22 protein-coding genes and 1 other RNA gene are annotated in these 15,394 nt (G+C 68.3%); 12 read left to right on the top strand and 11 right to left on the bottom strand.

Annotated features, from left to right (window positions below):
• Nucleotides 1-6: 6 nt before the first annotated feature.
• The 3 genes from rpsP to AC07UH_RS12480 all read right to left on the bottom strand — a co-directional run bounded on the left by rpsP (nt 7) and on the right by AC07UH_RS12480 (nt 2,889).
• On the bottom strand, nt 7-429 hold the full coding sequence (gene rpsP / locus AC07UH_RS12490) for a 30S ribosomal protein S16 (protein WP_495180683.1): 423 nt from the start codon (nt 427-429) through the stop codon (nt 7-9).
• A 40-nt stretch (nt 430-469) separates the two neighbouring features.
• On the bottom strand, nt 470-1,978 hold the full coding sequence (ffh, locus tag AC07UH_RS12485; protein ID WP_495180682.1) for a signal recognition particle protein: 1,509 nt from the start codon (nt 1,976-1,978) through the stop codon (nt 470-472).
• A gap of 335 nt (nt 1,979-2,313) precedes the next feature.
• On the bottom strand, nt 2,314-2,889 hold the full coding sequence (locus AC07UH_RS12480; protein ID WP_495180681.1) for a DUF924 family protein: 576 nt from the start codon (nt 2,887-2,889) through the stop codon (nt 2,314-2,316).
• Here AC07UH_RS12480 and mtaB point away from each other — a divergent pair.
• From mtaB to AC07UH_RS12465, 3 genes are read left to right on the top strand one after another with little or no spacing between them, the layout of a single operon-like run.
• Complete coding sequence (mtaB, locus tag AC07UH_RS12475; RefSeq protein WP_495180680.1) at nt 2,888-4,204, top strand: tRNA (N(6)-L-threonylcarbamoyladenosine(37)-C(2))-methylthiotransferase MtaB; 1,317 nt, start codon at nt 2,888-2,890, stop codon at nt 4,202-4,204. The two genes, AC07UH_RS12480 and mtaB, sit on opposite strands and share 2 nt — an antisense overlap.
• Nucleotides 4,201-5,139 (top strand): signal recognition particle-docking protein FtsY, encoded by a 939-nt coding sequence (gene ftsY / locus AC07UH_RS12470; RefSeq protein ID WP_495180679.1) that lies wholly within the window; start codon nt 4,201-4,203, stop codon nt 5,137-5,139. The genes mtaB and ftsY overlap by 4 nt, the downstream gene beginning before the upstream one ends.
• Before the next feature lie 38 nt (nt 5,140-5,177).
• A complete protein-coding gene (locus AC07UH_RS12465) occupies nt 5,178-5,816 on the top strand; it encodes an inner membrane-spanning protein YciB (protein WP_495180776.1) in 639 nt (212 codons plus the stop codon).
• Between the two features lie 142 nt (nt 5,817-5,958).
• On the opposite strand, the gene AC07UH_RS12460 is transcribed toward AC07UH_RS12465, so the two are convergent.
• Nucleotides 5,959-6,564 (bottom strand): superoxide dismutase, encoded by a 606-nt coding sequence (locus AC07UH_RS12460; RefSeq protein WP_495180678.1) that lies wholly within the window; start codon nt 6,562-6,564, stop codon nt 5,959-5,961.
• An 86-nt stretch (nt 6,565-6,650) separates the two neighbouring features.
• Complete coding sequence (gene pspF, locus AC07UH_RS12455; protein WP_495180677.1) at nt 6,651-7,703, bottom strand: phage shock protein operon transcriptional activator; 1,053 nt, start codon at nt 7,701-7,703, stop codon at nt 6,651-6,653.
• 174 nt (nt 7,704-7,877) lie between these two features.
• On the opposite strand from pspF, the gene AC07UH_RS12450 reads away from it, so the two are divergent.
• The 9 genes from AC07UH_RS12450 (at nt 7,878) to AC07UH_RS12410 (ending at nt 11,288) form a co-directional block, all read left to right on the top strand.
• Nucleotides 7,878-8,015 (top strand): hypothetical protein, encoded by a 138-nt coding sequence (locus tag AC07UH_RS12450; RefSeq protein WP_495180676.1) that lies wholly within the window; start codon nt 7,878-7,880, stop codon nt 8,013-8,015.
• A 57-nt stretch (nt 8,016-8,072) separates the two neighbouring features.
• A complete protein-coding gene (gene pspA / locus AC07UH_RS12445; RefSeq protein WP_038660919.1) occupies nt 8,073-8,738 on the top strand; it encodes a phage shock protein PspA in 666 nt (221 codons plus the stop codon).
• Nucleotides 8,734-9,006 (top strand): envelope stress response membrane protein PspB, encoded by a 273-nt coding sequence (pspB, locus tag AC07UH_RS12440; RefSeq protein WP_038660922.1) that lies wholly within the window; start codon nt 8,734-8,736, stop codon nt 9,004-9,006. Before pspA ends, pspB begins: the two co-directional genes overlap by 5 nt.
• A 1-nt stretch (nt 9,007) precedes the next feature.
• Nucleotides 9,008-9,382, top strand: a complete 375-nt coding sequence (gene pspC / locus AC07UH_RS12435) for an envelope stress response membrane protein PspC (protein WP_038660925.1) — start codon at nt 9,008-9,010, stop codon at nt 9,380-9,382.
• Nucleotides 9,383-9,425: 43 nt separating this feature from the next.
• Nucleotides 9,426-9,734 (top strand): hypothetical protein, encoded by a 309-nt coding sequence (locus AC07UH_RS12430; RefSeq protein ID WP_495180775.1) that lies wholly within the window; start codon nt 9,426-9,428, stop codon nt 9,732-9,734.
• A 14-nt stretch (nt 9,735-9,748) separates the two neighbouring features.
• Nucleotides 9,749-10,012 (top strand): hypothetical protein, encoded by a 264-nt coding sequence (locus AC07UH_RS12425; protein ID WP_137898918.1) that lies wholly within the window; start codon nt 9,749-9,751, stop codon nt 10,010-10,012.
• 12 nt (nt 10,013-10,024) lie between these two features.
• Nucleotides 10,025-10,303, top strand: coding sequence for a hypothetical protein (locus AC07UH_RS12420; protein WP_495180675.1), 279 nt, complete (start codon nt 10,025-10,027; stop codon nt 10,301-10,303).
• Nucleotides 10,304-10,459: 156 nt separating this feature from the next.
• The gene (locus AC07UH_RS12415; protein WP_038660937.1) at nt 10,460-10,693 is read left to right on the top strand and encodes a hypothetical protein; all 234 of its coding nucleotides are present in this window, start codon (nt 10,460-10,462) and stop codon (nt 10,691-10,693) included.
• Between the two features lie 190 nt (nt 10,694-10,883).
• Entirely contained in the window at nt 10,884-11,288 is a 405-nt protein-coding gene (locus tag AC07UH_RS12410) for a SufE family protein (RefSeq protein WP_137899046.1), read from the top strand.
• Here AC07UH_RS12410 and AC07UH_RS12405 read toward each other — a convergent pair.
• From AC07UH_RS12405 to cheB, 6 genes are all read right to left on the bottom strand, one after another.
• Entirely contained in the window at nt 11,279-11,614 is a 336-nt protein-coding gene (locus tag AC07UH_RS12405) for a (2Fe-2S) ferredoxin domain-containing protein (protein WP_495180674.1), read from the bottom strand. The two genes, AC07UH_RS12410 and AC07UH_RS12405, sit on opposite strands and share 10 nt — an antisense overlap.
• Entirely contained in the window at nt 11,599-12,138 is a 540-nt protein-coding gene (locus AC07UH_RS12400) for a J domain-containing protein (RefSeq protein ID WP_495180673.1), read from the bottom strand. The genes AC07UH_RS12405 and AC07UH_RS12400 overlap by 16 nt, the downstream gene beginning before the upstream one ends.
• A gap of 43 nt (nt 12,139-12,181) precedes the next feature.
• Nucleotides 12,182-12,550: RNase P RNA component class A (gene rnpB / locus AC07UH_RS12395), an RNA gene on the bottom strand.
• Nucleotides 12,551-12,702: 152 nt separating this feature from the next.
• Complete coding sequence (locus AC07UH_RS12390; protein WP_495180672.1) at nt 12,703-13,392, bottom strand: N-acetylmuramoyl-L-alanine amidase; 690 nt, start codon at nt 13,390-13,392, stop codon at nt 12,703-12,705.
• A 41-nt stretch (nt 13,393-13,433) separates the two neighbouring features.
• Nucleotides 13,434-14,282 (bottom strand): CheR family methyltransferase, encoded by an 849-nt coding sequence (locus AC07UH_RS12385; protein ID WP_495180671.1) that lies wholly within the window; start codon nt 14,280-14,282, stop codon nt 13,434-13,436.
• Nucleotides 14,279-15,385: a chemotaxis-specific protein-glutamate methyltransferase CheB gene (cheB, locus tag AC07UH_RS12380; RefSeq protein WP_495180670.1), complete on the bottom strand. Its 1,107-nt coding sequence runs from the start codon at nt 15,383-15,385 to the stop codon at nt 14,279-14,281. The genes AC07UH_RS12385 and cheB overlap by 4 nt, the downstream gene beginning before the upstream one ends.
• Nucleotides 15,386-15,394: the final 9 nt, after the last annotated feature.

The following is a 15,394-nucleotide window of genomic DNA, read 5'->3' as shown; positions in this document are numbered from 1 at the left end:
CGATGCTTACGCCTCGGTGGTCTCGGCGTCGGCGGCCGGAGCCTCCTCGGCGGCCGGGGCGGCGGCGGCGGCCGCTGCGGCCTCTTCCTGCGCCTTCAGCTTCTCGGCACGCTCCTCGGCGCGCTCGGTCGCCTTCTCGCCCGGCTTGCCCTTGTTCGGGTTCGAGCGGGCGGCGCGCTCACGCACGCCGGCGACGTCGAGGAAGCGGGCGACGCGGTCGGTCGGCTGCGCGCCGTTCGACAGCCAGTACTTGGCACGCTCGGCGTCGAGCACGATGCGGTTCTCGGCGTCCTTGGCGAGGAGCGGATTGTAGTTGCCGATCTTCTCGATGAACTTGCCGTCGCGGGGCGAGCGCGCATCGGCGACGACGATGCGGTAGTACGGACGCTTCTTGGAGCCACCGCGCGACAGGCGAATGCTGAGTGCCATTGTAGATATTCCTTCGTTCTAAGTCGGTTACGTTGATCTGTTATTTCTTCTTGAGAAGATTTTCGAAGCCGGGGGGCAATTTGGGCATGCCGTCCTGGCCACCGCCGAGGCCGGGGAGCCCCTTGGGCAGCCCGCCGCCGGCTTTCTCCATCATGTCGCCGAGGCCGGCGCCGCCGAGGGCGTTGCCGAGGCCGGACATGCCGCCCCCCGGGCCACCCTTGCCGAGCATCGCCATCATGCCCTTGAGGCCGCCCATCTTCTTGATCTTCTTCATGGCGGTCGACATTTCCTGATGCATCTTCAGGACCTTGTTGACCTCCTGCACCGTCGTTCCGGAGCCTTTGGCGATGCGGATCTTGCGCTTGGCGTTGATGAGTTCGGGCTTGGCGCGCTCTTTCAGCGTCATCGAGCCGATCATCGCTTCCATATGGATGAGCATCTTGTCGCCGCCAGCGGTGGCGAGCGCGCCTTGCGCCTTCTTCATCCCCGGCATCATGCCGGCGAGCGCGCCGAGGCCACCCATGCGGCGCATCTGCTGGAGCTGGCCGCGCAGGTCGTTCATGTCGAACTGACCCTTGGCGAGCCGCGCGGTCATCCGCTCGGCGTCTTCCTGCTGGATCGATTCGGCGGCACGCTCAACGAGGCTGACGACGTCGCCCATGCCGAGGATGCGGCCGGCGACGCGGCTGGGGTGGAAGGCTTCGAGCGCATCGAGCTTTTCACCGGTGCCGGCGAATTTGATCGGCTTGCCGGTGACGGCGCGCATCGACAATGCGGCACCGCCGCGCGCGTCGCCGTCCATCCGGGTCAGCACGACGCCGGTCAGCGGCACCTGTTCGGAGAAGTTCTGCGCGACATTGACCGCGTCCTGACCGGTCAGCGAGTCGACGACGAGCAGGATTTCCTGCGGCGTGGCGATCTCCGCCACGGCCTTCATCTCGTCCATCAGCGCCTGGTCGACGTGCAGGCGCCCCGCGGTGTCGAGCATCAGCACGTCGAAGCCCTGGAGCTTCGCGGCCTGGAGCGCGCGGCGGGCGATATCGACCGGCTGCTGGCCGGCGATGATCGGCAGCGTCGCCACCTCTATTTGCGTACCGAGCGTCGCGAGCTGTTCCTGCGCGTTGGGGCGATTGACGTCGAGCGACGCCATCAGCACCTTCTTGCGTTCGCGGGCGACAAGGCGCTTGGCGATCTTGGCGGTGGTCGTCGTCTTGCCCGAACCCTGCAGGCCGACCATCATCACCACCGCGGGCGGGGTGACGGACAGTTCGAGCTCCGACGCGTCGGCGCCGAGCATCTCGACCAGCGCGTCGTTGACGATCTTGACGACCTGCTGCCCCGGCGTGACCGAGCGGAGCACGTTCTGGCCGACCGCCTGTTCGGTGACCTTGTCGACGAAGCTGCGCGCCACCGGCAGCGCGACGTCGGCCTCGAGCAGCGCGACGCGCACTTCGCGCATCGCGGTCCGCACATCGGCCTCGGTCAGCGCGCCACGGCCACGCAGACGGTCGAATACTCCGCCTAGCCGGTCGCTCAGACTGTCGAACATCGCCTCGAAACCCTCATCAAGCCACGCAACGCAAAAGACGCCGGCGGGCGAAACCTCGCCGGCCAGCGTGCACCCGTGGGCGCTTCATCGATCGCATTCCGTGGAGGAACGTGCGGGGGCCTTAGGGGAAATCGCGGCGGGGTGCAAGGTTGGTGGATTTTGAGGCGGGTGGCGACGCGAGGATGTGGGCTTGCCTCTCGACCCCTGCCTCTTTTCGTCATCCCGGCGGACGCCGGGACCCATGGATGCGGTGAAGCAGGACGTTGCGCGGAACCGCCGCCACATCGTGCCCATGGGTCCCGGCTTTCGCCGGGATGACGAGGGAGGGAAACGCGTTACCAGCCGGCGTCGGGCTGCGCGAGATACGCCTCCTCCGCGCCGGTCGACTCGCGTCCCAGCGCGGCGTTGCGACTGGGGAAGCGCCCGTACTTTACGATGACATCGCGATGGTCGCGGGCGAAGGCGAGGTTCTCCGCAATCCCCAGCGCCTCGAACTTCGCCACCGACAGATCCTGCATCGCGAGGTCTTCGGCGTGCATCAGCGGCATGTAGAGGAACACCCGCCGCTCGGGGGGATAGCGATCCTCCCAGCCGTTGCCGATCGCGAGCCGGGTCAGTTCGAGCGCGAGGCCGTCGGCGGCGAACGCCTCGGCCGATCCGCGGTGCAGGTTGCGCGAGAATTGGTCGAGCAGGATGATCGCCGCGAGCAAAGCGTCGGGATCGTCGCGCCACCCCTCCGCCCGCGCGCGCAGCACGCCGTCGCGCATCGCGCCGAACCGGTCGGCGATCGTCCGGTCGAGCGCGTCATCCTTCGCGAATTGCTGTTCGCCGGTCAGCCCGAACCAGAAGTCGAGCACCGCCGCCGCCATGTCATGGACTTGACCGCCTTCGTTGACTAAATCGCCCGCCATGTCTGCTCCCGCGCCAGAGGTGATCTCCCTCGGCTGCCGCCTCAACATCGCCGAGAGCGAAACGATCCGGACGCTCCTCGCCGGGCGGGATACCGTGATCGTCAACTCCTGCGCGGTGACCAATGCCGCGGTCAAGGCGACGCGGGTCGCGATCCGCCGCGCCCGCCGCGCGCGGCCCGGCGCCGAGCTGGTCGTCACCGGCTGTGCCGCGCAGCTCGATCCCGCGGGCTTCGCGGCGATGCCCGAGGTCGACCGGGTGATCGGCAATGGCGAGAAGCTGCTGCCCGCCGCCTGGGACAGCCTTGCCCCCGTCATCGTCGGCGACATCATGCAGCTGCGCGAGACCGCGCCGCATCTCGCCGCGAGCTTCACCGGCCATGCCCGCGCCTTCGTCGAGGTGCAGAATGGCTGCGATCATCGCTGCACCTTCTGCGCAATCCCGTTCGGGCGCGGCCCGAGCCGGTCGGTGCCGGCGGGCGCGGTGGTCGAGCGGATCGCCGGGCTGGTCGACGCCGGCCATGCGGAAGTGGTGCTGACCGGGGTCGATCTGACCAGTTACGGCCACGACCTGCCCGGCGCGCCGACACTCGGGATGCTGGTCGAGCGGATCCTGCGCCATGTGCCGAAGCTGGCGCGGCTGCGGCTGTCGTCGCTCGATTCGATCGAGATCGACGAACGCCTGTTCGAGCTGGTCACCGGCGAGGCGCGGGTGATGCCGCACCTCCATCTCTCCTTCCAGGCGGGCAACGACCTGATCCTCAAGCGGATGAAGCGACGGCACAGCCGCGCGCAGGCGGTGGCGACGGTGGCGCGGCTCAAGGCGGCACGGCCGGATATCGCGATCGGCGCCGACCTGATCGCCGGCTTCCCGACCGAGGACGAGGCGATGTTCGCCGATACGCTGGCGCTGATCGACGATGCCGATATCGTCCACGGCCATATCTTCCCCTATTCGCCGCGTGCCGGCACGCCCGCGGCGCGGATGCCGCAGGTCGCGGCGGCGGCGATCAGGGCGCGCGCCGAGCGGTTGCGCGACGCGGCGGCGCAGCGCAAGGCGGCGTGGCTGGCGGCGCACGTCGGATCGGTGCAGCAGGTGCTGCTCGAACGCCCCGGCGACCGCGGCCATGCCGGCAATTTCGCGGAAGTACGGCTCTCCCCCTCCCCCGTTCGGGCTGAGCCCGTCGAAGCCCTGCTCTCCACGAGCGTGACGCCCGCGGATGGCAGCCCTTCGACAGGCTCAGGGCGAACGGGAACGATCGCAGGGTTGCGCATCACCGCCGCCACCGACTCCCACCTTCTAGGTACGATGATATGAGCACCACACCGACATGGCACGAGCGGCTGCTCGGCGGCTTCAGGAAGACCTCCGACCGGCTCGTCGGCAACCTCGCCGGCCTCGGCGGCGCGCGGCTCGACGACGATACGCTCGACGAGGTCGAGGAGGCGCTGATCGCCTCCGACCTCGGTCCCGATACCGCCGGCAAGATCCGCACGCGGCTCGCCGAGGGGACGTTCGAGCGCAACATGGAAGAGCTCGGCATCCGCCTCGTCGTCGCCGAGGAGGTCGAGAAGACGTTGGCGCGCGTCGCCACCCCGATCGAGGTGACCGCCTTCCCGCGGCCGCAGGTGATCCTCGTCATCGGCGTCAACGGATCGGGCAAGACGACGACGATCGCCAAGCTCGCGCATCTGCTGATGGAACAGGATTACGGCGTGATGCTCGCGGCGGGCGACACCTTCCGCGCCGCGGCGATCGGCCAGTTGCGCACCTGGGCGGAGCGGGTCGGCGTGCCGATCGTCACCGGCCCGGAGGGCGGCGATGCCGCCGGCGTCGTCTGGGACGCGGTCAAGAAGGCGACCGAGACCGGCATCGACGTGCTGATCGTCGACACCGCGGGCCGCCTGCAGAACAAGCGCGAGCTGATGGACGAGCTCGCCAAGATCCGCCGCGTGCTCGGGCGGATCAACCCGGCGAGCCCGCACGACGTCGTCCTCGTCCTCGATGCGACGACGGGCCAGAATGCGCTCAGCCAGATCGAGGTGTTCAAGGAGGTCGCCGGGGTCACCGGCCTCGTGATGACCAAGCTCGATGGCACCGCGCGCGGCGGCGTGCTGGTCGCGGCGGCGGAGAAATACGGGCTGCCGATCCACGCGATCGGCGTCGGCGAAGGGATGACCGACCTCAGGCCGTTCGACGCCAACGAGGTGGCGCGGATCATCGCCGGCGTCGATCAGGGGGTGCGCAAGTGAGCGGCAGCACGATGCAGCAATCCTCCCCCGGCCTGCGGATGGGGGTCGAATACGGGCCGCTGCTCGTCTTCTTCGCGGTCAATTTCCTGTTCCCAGCGAGCCTTGCGATGCGGATCGTCGCGTCGGGAACGGGCTTCCTCTCCGATCTCGACCGCGCCGGCGCACTGGTGATCGCCAAGGTGATCGTCGCGACCACCGCCTTCGTCATCGCCACCGTGATCGCGATGGTGGTGTCCAAGTCGAAGCTCGGCACGATCTCGCCGATGCTGTGGATTTCGGGCGGGTTCGTTGTGGTGTTCGGCGGGCTCACCGTCTGGTTCCACGATCCCAAGTTCATCCAGATGAAGCCGAGCTTCGTCTACGGCATGTTCGCCGCCGTACTCGCCTTCGGACTCATCACCGGGCGGCCGCTGTTGCAGGGCCTGCTCGGCACCGCCTATCCGGGGCTGGATGCGCAAGGGTGGCGCAAGCTGACGCGCAACTGGGCGCTGTTCTTCGTCGCCATGGCCGCGCTCAACGAGGCGGTGTGGCGGAACACCAACTGGGACTTCTGGGTGGGATTTAAATTGTGGGGCGCGATCCCGCTCACCCTGCTGTTCGCCTTCGCGAATATCCCGATGCTGCTGCGGCACGGGTTGAACATGGAAGACCCGCAGGCGGGCATCCCGCCGGAGTGAAAATCCTCCCCGGCACGGGGAGGGGGACCGCCGGCGAAGCCGGTGGTGGAGGGGGATCGCCACGCAGCACACCGTTTGCGGACCCCCCCTCCACCAGCCTGCGGCTGGTCCCCCTCCCCGCCAAGCGGGGAGGAGCTGAAGGTTACGCCGCGTCGAAGCGCTTGCCGACCTCATCCCAGTTCACCACGTCCCACCACGCCTTGAGATAGCCCGGCCGGTCGTTCTTGTAGGTGAGGTAATAAGCGTGTTCCCACACGTCGTTGCCGAGGATGGGCGTACCCTTGTCCTTGGCGTCGTCCATCAGCGGATTGTCCTGATTGGGCGTCGAGGTGACCTTGAGCGCGCCGCTCGAATCCTTGATGACCCAGGCCCAACCCGAACCGAACTGGCCCGCACCCTTGGTGTTGAAGTCGTCCTTCAGCTTGTCGAGCCCGCCATAGGCGTCGATCGCCTCCTTGAGCGCGCCCGACGGCTGCGTCGAGCCCTTGGGGCCCATGATCTTCCAGAAGAAATCGTGGTTCCAATAGCCGCCGCCATTGTTGCGGACGAGCGGCGGCAGCGACGAGATGCGGCCGAGGATGTCCTCGATCGACAGGCCTTCGAGGCTGGAGTCGGCGGCGACGCCCTCGTTGAGCTTCGCGGTATAGGCTGCGTGATGCTTGTCGTGGTGGAAGGTCATCGTTTCCTTGGAGATGACCGGTTCCAGCGCGTCATAGTCATACGGCAGCGGCGGCAGTTCGAATGCCATGGGAAAGGCTCCTCTTGGATAGGGACGATGTCGTCCCCGCGTTAACGCAAAAGCCGGCCTAACGCTCCCGCCCCGTTACGCAAGCGTCACGAACCCGTCGCGTTGATAAGTTCGTGTCGCCGCAGCGCGTGGCGGAGCTGGTCGTAGCTGAGGCCGAGCGCCTCGGCGGTGACGCGCTGGTTGAAGCGATGCTCAGCGAGCGCACGGGCGAGCAATTCGCGCTCGAAGCTGGCGACGCGCGACTTGAAGTCGGACGGGCCGGCGTCGCAGGCGGCGACAGGGCTGTCCTCGGGCTCCTGCCGGGTGGGCGCGGGTGCGTCGGCGGCGGGTGCCTTGCTCGGGCCGCCGCCGGGGCCGCCCTGCGGCCGGAACGGCGAGGCGAAGGGGTCGATCTCGATCCCGTCGACCGGCCCGTCGCTCTCCCAGCGATAGACCGCGCGCTCGACGACGTTGCGCAGCTCGCGGACGTTGCCGGGCCAGCGGTAATTGTGGAGCTGGTCGAGCGCGCGCGGGCCGAAGCCGGGCCAGCGGTCCCAGCCGATCTCCGACGCCATCCGCCGGCCAAAATGGTCGGCGAGCACCGCGATATCGCCCGACCGCGCGCGCAGCGGCGGCAGCGTCACCACCTCGAACGAAAGACGGTCGAGCAGATCGGCGCGGAACTCGTGGCGATCGACCTTGTCGGGCAGATGCTCGTTGGTCGCGGCGACGATGCGGACGTCGACGCGCAGCGGTCGCGACGACCCGATGCGCGTCACCTCGCCATATTCGACCGCACGCAGCAGCCGGTCCTGCGCCGCCATCGACAGCGTCCCCAGTTCGTCGAGGAACAAGGTGCCGCGATGCGCCTCCTCGAAGCGACCGGTGCGCGCCTTGGTCGCGCCGGTGAAGGCGCCCGCCTCATGGCCGAACAATTCCGCCTCGATCAGCGACTCGGGAAGCGCCGCGCAGTTCATCACGACGAGCGGCTGGTCCCAGCGCGGCGACAGGCGGTGGAGACGCTCGGCGACCAGCTCCTTGCCGGTGCCGCGCTCGCCGATCACCAGTACCGGCCGGTCGAGCGCGGCCGCGCGGCTGGCCCGTTCCAGCGCATCGAGAAAGGCGCCCGACTGGCCGATGACTTGCGACGTTCGTTCCATCGCCAACATCTGGCGGGAATTGCCAACGTTACGCAAGCGTTCATATGTGTCTTGCGTTTATATGACACCGGAAACCCACGCATTTCTGCCGTTTCCGCAACTGGCACGCTCCCTGCAACGCTGCTGGCATACCGCCACACGGTGGTGACAAGGTTCAGAATTCAGGAGGTTTCCATGTTCAATTCCGAGATCAGCCGCAAGCTCGCCGCCATCGTCTGCACCGTCCTGTTCAGCGCGACCTGCGTCGCCGGAGCGGTCGGCCCGGCGACCGGCGGCGGCCAGGCCGTGACGACCGCCCGCCTGACGGCGTAAGGTGGTCGCAAACCGGAGCGGCATCGCTCCGGCCCGTTTTCAGGAGCACCGATACCGATGGGCATTTTCTCCCGCACCCGTGACATCGTCGCCGCAAACTTCGCCGACCTGCTCGAAAAGGCCGAAGATCCGGCGAAGATGATCCGGATGATCATCCTCGAAATGGAGGAAACCCTGGTCGAGGTTCGCGCCTCCGCGGCGCGCACGATCGCCGACCAGAAGGAGATGCGGCGCCATATCAGCAAGCTGGAACAGCTGCAGGACAGCTGGACCGAAAAGGCCGAACTGGCGCTGAGCAAGGACCGCGAGGACCTCGCCAAGGCGGCGCTGGTCGAGAAGCAGAAGGCCGCCGACATGGCCGAGCAGCTCAAGATCGAGGTCAAGGTGCTCGACGATGCACTGCGCGCGTCGGAAGAGGATATCGCCAAGCTGCAGAAGAAGCTGACCGAGGCGCGCACCAAGCAGTCGAACGTCCAGACCCGGCTGGAGAGCGCCAACAACCGCTACCGCCTGCGCGAAATGTATTCGGGGCCGAAGACGCACGAGGCGTTCAGCCGCTTCGACATCCTCGAACGCCGCGTCGACGACGCGGAGGGCCGTGCAGAAGCGCTGGGCCTGGGCGCGCCGAAGAGCCTCGAGGATGAGATCGCCGAGCTGCGCGCCAGCGACAAGGTCGACGCCGAGCTCGCCGCGCTCAAGGCGCGTATGAAGAAGGAGGATTGAGATGGACTTCGAAGGAGTTCTGGCGATCTTCCTAGCGCTGATCGGCCTGCCGTGGCTGATCTTCCACTACATCACCAAGTGGAAGCAGGCGCCGAAGATCACCGACGAGGACGAGAAGCTGCTCGACGAGATGTTCAATCTCGCCCGCCGCCTCGAAGACCGCCTCAACACCGTCGAGCGGATCGTCGCCGCCGACAATCCGGACTTCAAGCCGGGCCTCAATGCCCCGCACCAGTCCACCCCTTACCAGATCGACCGGAGGAACTGAGATGTCCGCCCGCACCAAATTCTACGTCGACAAGCAAGAAGGCAAGTGGCTCGGCGTCTGTGCCGGGATCGCGGACTACACCGGCTTCGACATCACGCTCGTCCGGGTCGCGATGATCGTGCTGACGCTGGCGACCTCGGGCTGGGTGTTCGTCGCTTATGTCGCGGCGGGCTGGCTGGCGCCGAAGAAGCCGCTCGGCCTCTACGAGACACAGGAAGACGCCAAATTCTGGCAGGGCGTCCGAACCAATCCCAAGCGCTCCACCGCGGAAGTGCGCAGCAAGTTCCGCGACATCGATCGCCGGCTCGCCGACATCGAGTTGCATTACACCAGCCGCAACAGCCGGCTGGCCGAGGAAATCGACAGCCTGCGCTGAGCAACGACTCGACGCGGCAGGTTCAGGGAGAATCACGATGGACATGGGTTGGATGGTGCCGGTCGGCGTCGTCTGTGCGATCAGTGCGCGCCACGCCTTCACCACCTGGGTCAAGGCCAAGCATGGCTACCCGATCGAAGACGACAACCGGCGCAGCCGCCGTCGCTGGCGCGGCGCCACCGGGGCCGAGGATATCGAGGCGGAGCGCAAGATCATGCTGCTCAGCAACGAGAACGACAAGCTGACCGGGCAGGTCAGCCGGCTGGAGGAACGGATCGCCGTCCTCGAACGCATCGCCACCGATCCCGCCGAGCGTACCGCCCGCGAGATCGAAGCGCTCCGCGACAAATAGAAGGAACCGGCATCATGGGTCCCGATCACGTCTTCTGCATGGTCCTCGGCGCGGCGATCACGCTCGCCATCCAGTGGTACGGCCGCCGCAAGGTGCGGCAGGCGACCGTCGCCCCCGATCTGGAGGCGCGCCAAAACATCGACCTGCTCGACGCCGAGAACGCCCGCCGCATCGGCCAGATCGACCGGCTGCAGGAACGGCTGGCGACGGTCGAGAGCATCGTTACCGACCGGGCGCATCGGCTCGGCCACGAAATCGAACAATTGCGCGCCGGCTGAAAGGACTGACCGATGAACCCCATGATGATCCCGATCCTCGGCATCTGCTGCGGCCTGCTCGCGATCTTCGGCGGCGTCTTCGTCAAGCCGTGGTTCGCGCTCCAGCACCGCCGGATGGAGATCGAGGCGGACAAGGTCGCCGAAAAGGCAGCGCAATATGCCGCGCAGACCGAGCGGCTGGAGGAGCGCGTCCGCGTGCTCGAACGCATCGTCACCGATCGCGGCGTCGATCTGGCGCAGGAGATCGAGGGGCTGCGCGATCCGCACGTCACGCGCCTGCCGATCAACTGACCGACGCTACCCGCAACCACGATATTAACCGCCTCGCCCGCGGGGCACCGACCGACCGACGCGTCCATATTGGCGCGCGTCATCATCCACATCCGCAGCACCGCCGATCCCGACTCATGCGATCGAAGGCTGCGCGACCGCTAACGGAGGCCGATCATGACCGATCCCAACGTCTATCTCACCCTTTCGCTGGTGGCGCTGGCCGGGCTGGCGATGCTCGTCACCGCTTGCCTCTCGGGCTGGCGCGGCTGGCTGGCGCTCAAGCACCAGCAGCTCGACGCACAGGCGCCGATCGCGGCCGGCCCCTCCGCTGGCTCGCGGATCGAGATCGCCGATCTGAAGGAGCGTATCCGCAAGCTGGAGGCGATCGCGGCGGGGGTGGATCTGTAACGGGAAGTCCTCCCCCCACCCACCGTCGTCATCCCCGCGAAGGCGGGGATCGATATACGCTGACGCTGGTGGGTCTCATGCCCCTCAGCGTTTATGAATCCCCGCCTTCGCGGGGATGACGAAGAGGGAATAGGCGGGACTTACGGCCCAACGGTTGCCCCTCCCCGTCCCCGCCTGTACCGCGCACGGCATGACCAGCATCGCCGACATCCGCGACGAATACGACTTCCTCGATCCCGACGATCGCTATCGCCTGCTGATCGATCTCGGCCGCTCGCTGGAGCCGATGCCCGAGGCGTTGAAGACCGAGGCGACGCTGGTACGCGGCTGTTCGGCGTCGGTCTGGGTCTATCCGACGCGGCGCGACGACGGCACGCTCCACTTCCTCGCCGACAGCAACGCCGCGATCACCAAGGGCATCATCGCGCTGGTGCTGCTCACCGTGCAGGATGGCACGCCGGCGGCGATCGCCGGCGCGGATATCGAGGGCGAGCTCGCGCCGTTCGATCTGAAGAACCAGCTCAGCTCGAACCGCACGCAGGGCATTCCCAACATGATCGCGCTGATCCGGGAGACCGCGGCGCGCTACGTCTGATTGCGGGCGGCGGGGGCCGGCCCTGCCGCCAGCCGCGCCGCCAGTTCCGCGACATCGGCGTCCTTCGGCACCACCAGCCACGTGCCCGGAGCGCGGCCGTCGATCATCGCGACGGCGTCGCGCGGGCACAGGCCGAGGCAGCGCGTCTCGACCACGCCGAGCGTCGCCTTGCGCCCCTTGCCGACGCCGAGGATCTTGCGCAGCACCTTGGCGAGCGGCGTGCGCCGCTCCTTGCCGAAACCGCCGTCGAGCTTCTTCGAACATTTGCCGCAGACGAGGATCGCGCCCTGCCAGGCGCTGGGAACCTGTTTCAGCGGGGGCGCCACTCGCGCCGCTCCTCCGCCGACCGCAGCACCTCATAGGCCGCCTGCACCGCCTGGAAGCGGACCGCGGCGTTGCTGTCGCCGGGACGGATGTCCGGATGATTCTCCTTGGCGAGCTTGCGCCACGCCGTCTTCACCGCATCGAAGTCCGCGTCGGTGTCGAGGCCCAGCGCTTCGAGCGCATGCATCTCGTCGCGCGAGCGGCTGCCGTCGCCCGAGCCGCCCCAGGCGTAATGGCTGGCATTGGCATAGCCCGATGCGGCGCTGGTTTCCGACGCCTCGCGGCGCGCCGCCTCTTCCGCCGAAAGCCCCTCGAAATAATTCCAGCCGCGATTGTATTCGGCCGCGTGCGTCGCGCAGAAATACCAGCGATCCGGGCTGTTGGGCGACTTCGGCGCGGGGCAGTTGCCCGGCTCGTCGCAGCCGTGGCGGTCGCAGATCCGCACCGTCGTCGTCTCGCGGCCCGAGCCATAGCCGCGCCAGCGCGGAAACCCCCAATCGTTCGAACGAGATGTGCTGCGCGCCATCGGGACCACATAAGCCTTGGACGGCGCGGCGCAACGGGGGCATGATGTCAGAGGGTCTGTAAGCCGGGTTCTGTCCACCCCCTTGCGGAGGATAGGCGACCATTCCTCTAGGACGACGCTCGCGCGCCGCCTCAAGCAACCAACCCGGGCGACGAGCTGAAACGAAGCCCATGTGCCGCCCCTATTCGGTCTTGCTCCCGGTGGGGTTTGCCTTGCCGCCCCTGTTACCAGGCGCGCGGTGCGCTCTTACCGCACCCTTTCACCGTGGCGTGGCCGAAGCCGGCGCCGTCTGCTCTCTGTGGCACTTTCCCTGGGGTCGCCCCCGCCGGGCGTTACCCGGCACCGTCGTTCCGCGGAGCCCGGACTTTCCTCGCGTATCTCAAGAGATACCCGCGGCCGCCCGACCCTCTGACGCTGGTCGCCCTAGCGCGTGAATACGCGCTAGGGAAGCGGTGCCGGCCCGCGCCCCCTCCCGGCCACCCATCAAGATACCGTGTGGGTGGCCGGGAAAGGGTGCGGGCCGGCACCGCCCTGAACGCTGCTTTACCGCAGCGTTCAGCAAAATCAGTCATCCCCCTGCGGTTTGGGAAGCAATAGCGCGAGCAGGATCATGCGGCATTCGGCGTCGATCTCGCCATCGACCAGTTCGGGGCGGTAGCGGCGCTGGAACGCCATGATCGCCGCCATCGGATCGCTGACGTCATAGCCGAAGCGTTCGAGCGCGAGCAGGAAGCCGCCCTGCGGCCACATCGGATCCATCAGGTTGCGCGTCGGCCGCGGCAGCGCGAGGCGCAGCTTGGCGAGGCGATACCAGGGGAACAGCTCGCCGGGATCGCGCTTGCGCGCGGGTGCGATGTCCGAATGGCCGACGATATTGCCGCGGGTGATGCTGTGGCGAGCCTTGATCGCCGCGACCAGCGGGATCAGCGCGTCGATCTGCTCCTCGGTGAAGGGACGATAACCCCATTCGTGGCCGGGATTGACGATCTCGATCCCGACGCTCGCCGAATTGATGTCGGTGATGCCGCGCCAATGCGAGCGACCGGCATGCCAGGCGCGCATCGCCTCGTCGACCAGCCGGCAGACGGTGCCGTCTTCCTCGACCAGATAATGCGCGGACACCTTCGCCTCGGGATCGCGCAACCGTGCCAGCGCCGACGGCCCGTCCTGCATGCCGGTATAATGCAGCACGATCATGGTGATCGGCAGCGACCGCTCGTCGAAGTTCGGCGAGGGCGTCTCGAGGATTGTCATCCGCGCAGCCTAGCGAAGGCCGAACGGACGCGTAAGGGGGATCAGGCGGCGGCGCGGGCGGCGGTGCGTTGGTACAGCCCGCGCAGGGCCCGGCTCGGCTCGAACGCGCTCGTCTGGCCGATCACCGTCTCGCCCGCGCCGAGCGCCAGCGTGCCGCCCGGCCGGATCGCCGCCGCGAAGCGCGCGAACACCTCGCTCTTGGCGGCCACGGAGAGGTAGAGCAGCACGTTGCGGCACAGGATCACGTCGAACGCGCCGGGCGGCGGCGGTTCGGCGACGAGATTGTGGCGGCGCACCGTCACCAGCCGGGTCAGTTCGGGCTTGGCGACCCAGTCGCCGCCATCGGCATAGAACCAGCGGACCATCCGCCGGATCGGCAGGCCGCGCTGGATCTCGAATTGCGTGTAGCGGCCGGCGCGGGCGCGGGTGACCGCCGCCTCCGACACGTCGGTCGCGACGATCTCGGGCACCGCGGCGCCGCCTTCCGCCCGTTCGGCGAACAGCATCGCCAGCGACAAGGGCTCCTGCCCGGTCGAACAGCCGGCACACCAGATACGCGGCCGGCGCCCCGCCGCCTCGGCAGCGGCGACCGCCTCCAGCACCAGATCGAAGATCGGCGCGTCGCGGAAGAAGGAGGTCTCCTGATTGACCAGCGCATTGACGATCTGGTCGCCGACCCGCGCATCCTGGCCGTCGAGCAGCAAGGTGACGAGCTGGTCGAGCGTGTCGAGCCGGCGGTCGCGCAGCAAGGGCTTGAGCGCGGTATCGATCCGCCACGAGCGATAGCTGGCGATCTGCTGGCCGGTGCGGGCCTCGAGCAAGGCGCTGAAGACGTTGAGGGCGACCTGGGAGATTGCGGGCGGAGCGGCGGGGCGCGGCGCGGCGGTCATGGCCGCCGCCGCGCCGCGGCGAGGCGGCCGATCGCGTCGGGGGGCAGCACCGCATCGGCGCTGCCGCCGTCGGCGACCGCGCCCGGCATGCCCCAGATCACCGAACTCGCCTGGTCCTGCACCAGCACGCATCCGCCGGCCTGACGGACCAGCCGTGCGCCCTCGGCGCCGTCGCGGCCCATGCCGCTCAACACCACCGCCAGCATGCGCGCGCCGAAGACCTCGGCCAGCGAGGCGAACATCGGATCGACCGAGGGCGTGCAGCCGCTCGCGGCGGCATCGTGGGTCAGGCGGATCGCCGCCGATCCGTCGCCGAGCGCCACGCAGCGCATATGCGCGTCGCCGGGCGCGACGATGATCCGGCCGGGCCGCAGCCGCAACCGGTCAATCGCGACCTCGCACGGGCGGTTACCGATCACCGCGAGCTGCGCTGCGAAATAGGGCATGAACGAGGCCGGCAGATGCTGCGTGATAAGGATCGGCAGGCGAAAGGTCGCCGGGATCTGCGCGAGCAGCGCGCTGAGCGCATGGATGCCGCCGGTCGACGCGCCGATCGCCATCACGTCATATTCGTCGGCCGCCGGCGCGGCGCGTGGGACCGGCGTGGCGGCGGTGCGCAGCGGCACCACGGCAGGCGCCGTCCGGCCGGCGCAGGCGACGCTGGCAAGCCGGTCGAGCTTGTCGATCAGGATCTCACCGAACTGGCCCAGCCGCTCGCCGCTCGCCGGCTTGAAGACGGTGTCGGTCGCGCCGAGCGCCAGCGCCTGAACGGTGGTCGCGGCGCCCTCGGCGGCCTGGCCGGAGACGACGAGGACGTTCGCCCCCTGCCCCGCCGCGATCAGGCCGGGCAAGGCGGTGAGGCCGTCGACGCCGGGCATCTGCACGTCGAGCAGCACGAACTGGACGCGCTCGCGGGCGAGCACCGCCAGCGCCGCGGAGGCGGTGCTGACGCTGGCGACCACGACATAGCGGTCGGTCGCGGCGATGATCCGCTCCATCACCGCACGCGCCACCGCCGAATCGTCGACGATGAGCACGCGCGCGGGCGAGCGGCGGCCCGTTGCGGCGTCCGGCTGGTGGAGGGGATGGGCGGCGGTGGCCATGGCAGGGCT

The organism is Sphingomonas sp. GW821-FHT04B01, assembly GCF_059420425.1.
Note: the sequence above shows the minus strand (reverse complement) of the source record. Positions and strands in the feature narration are given on the sequence as shown.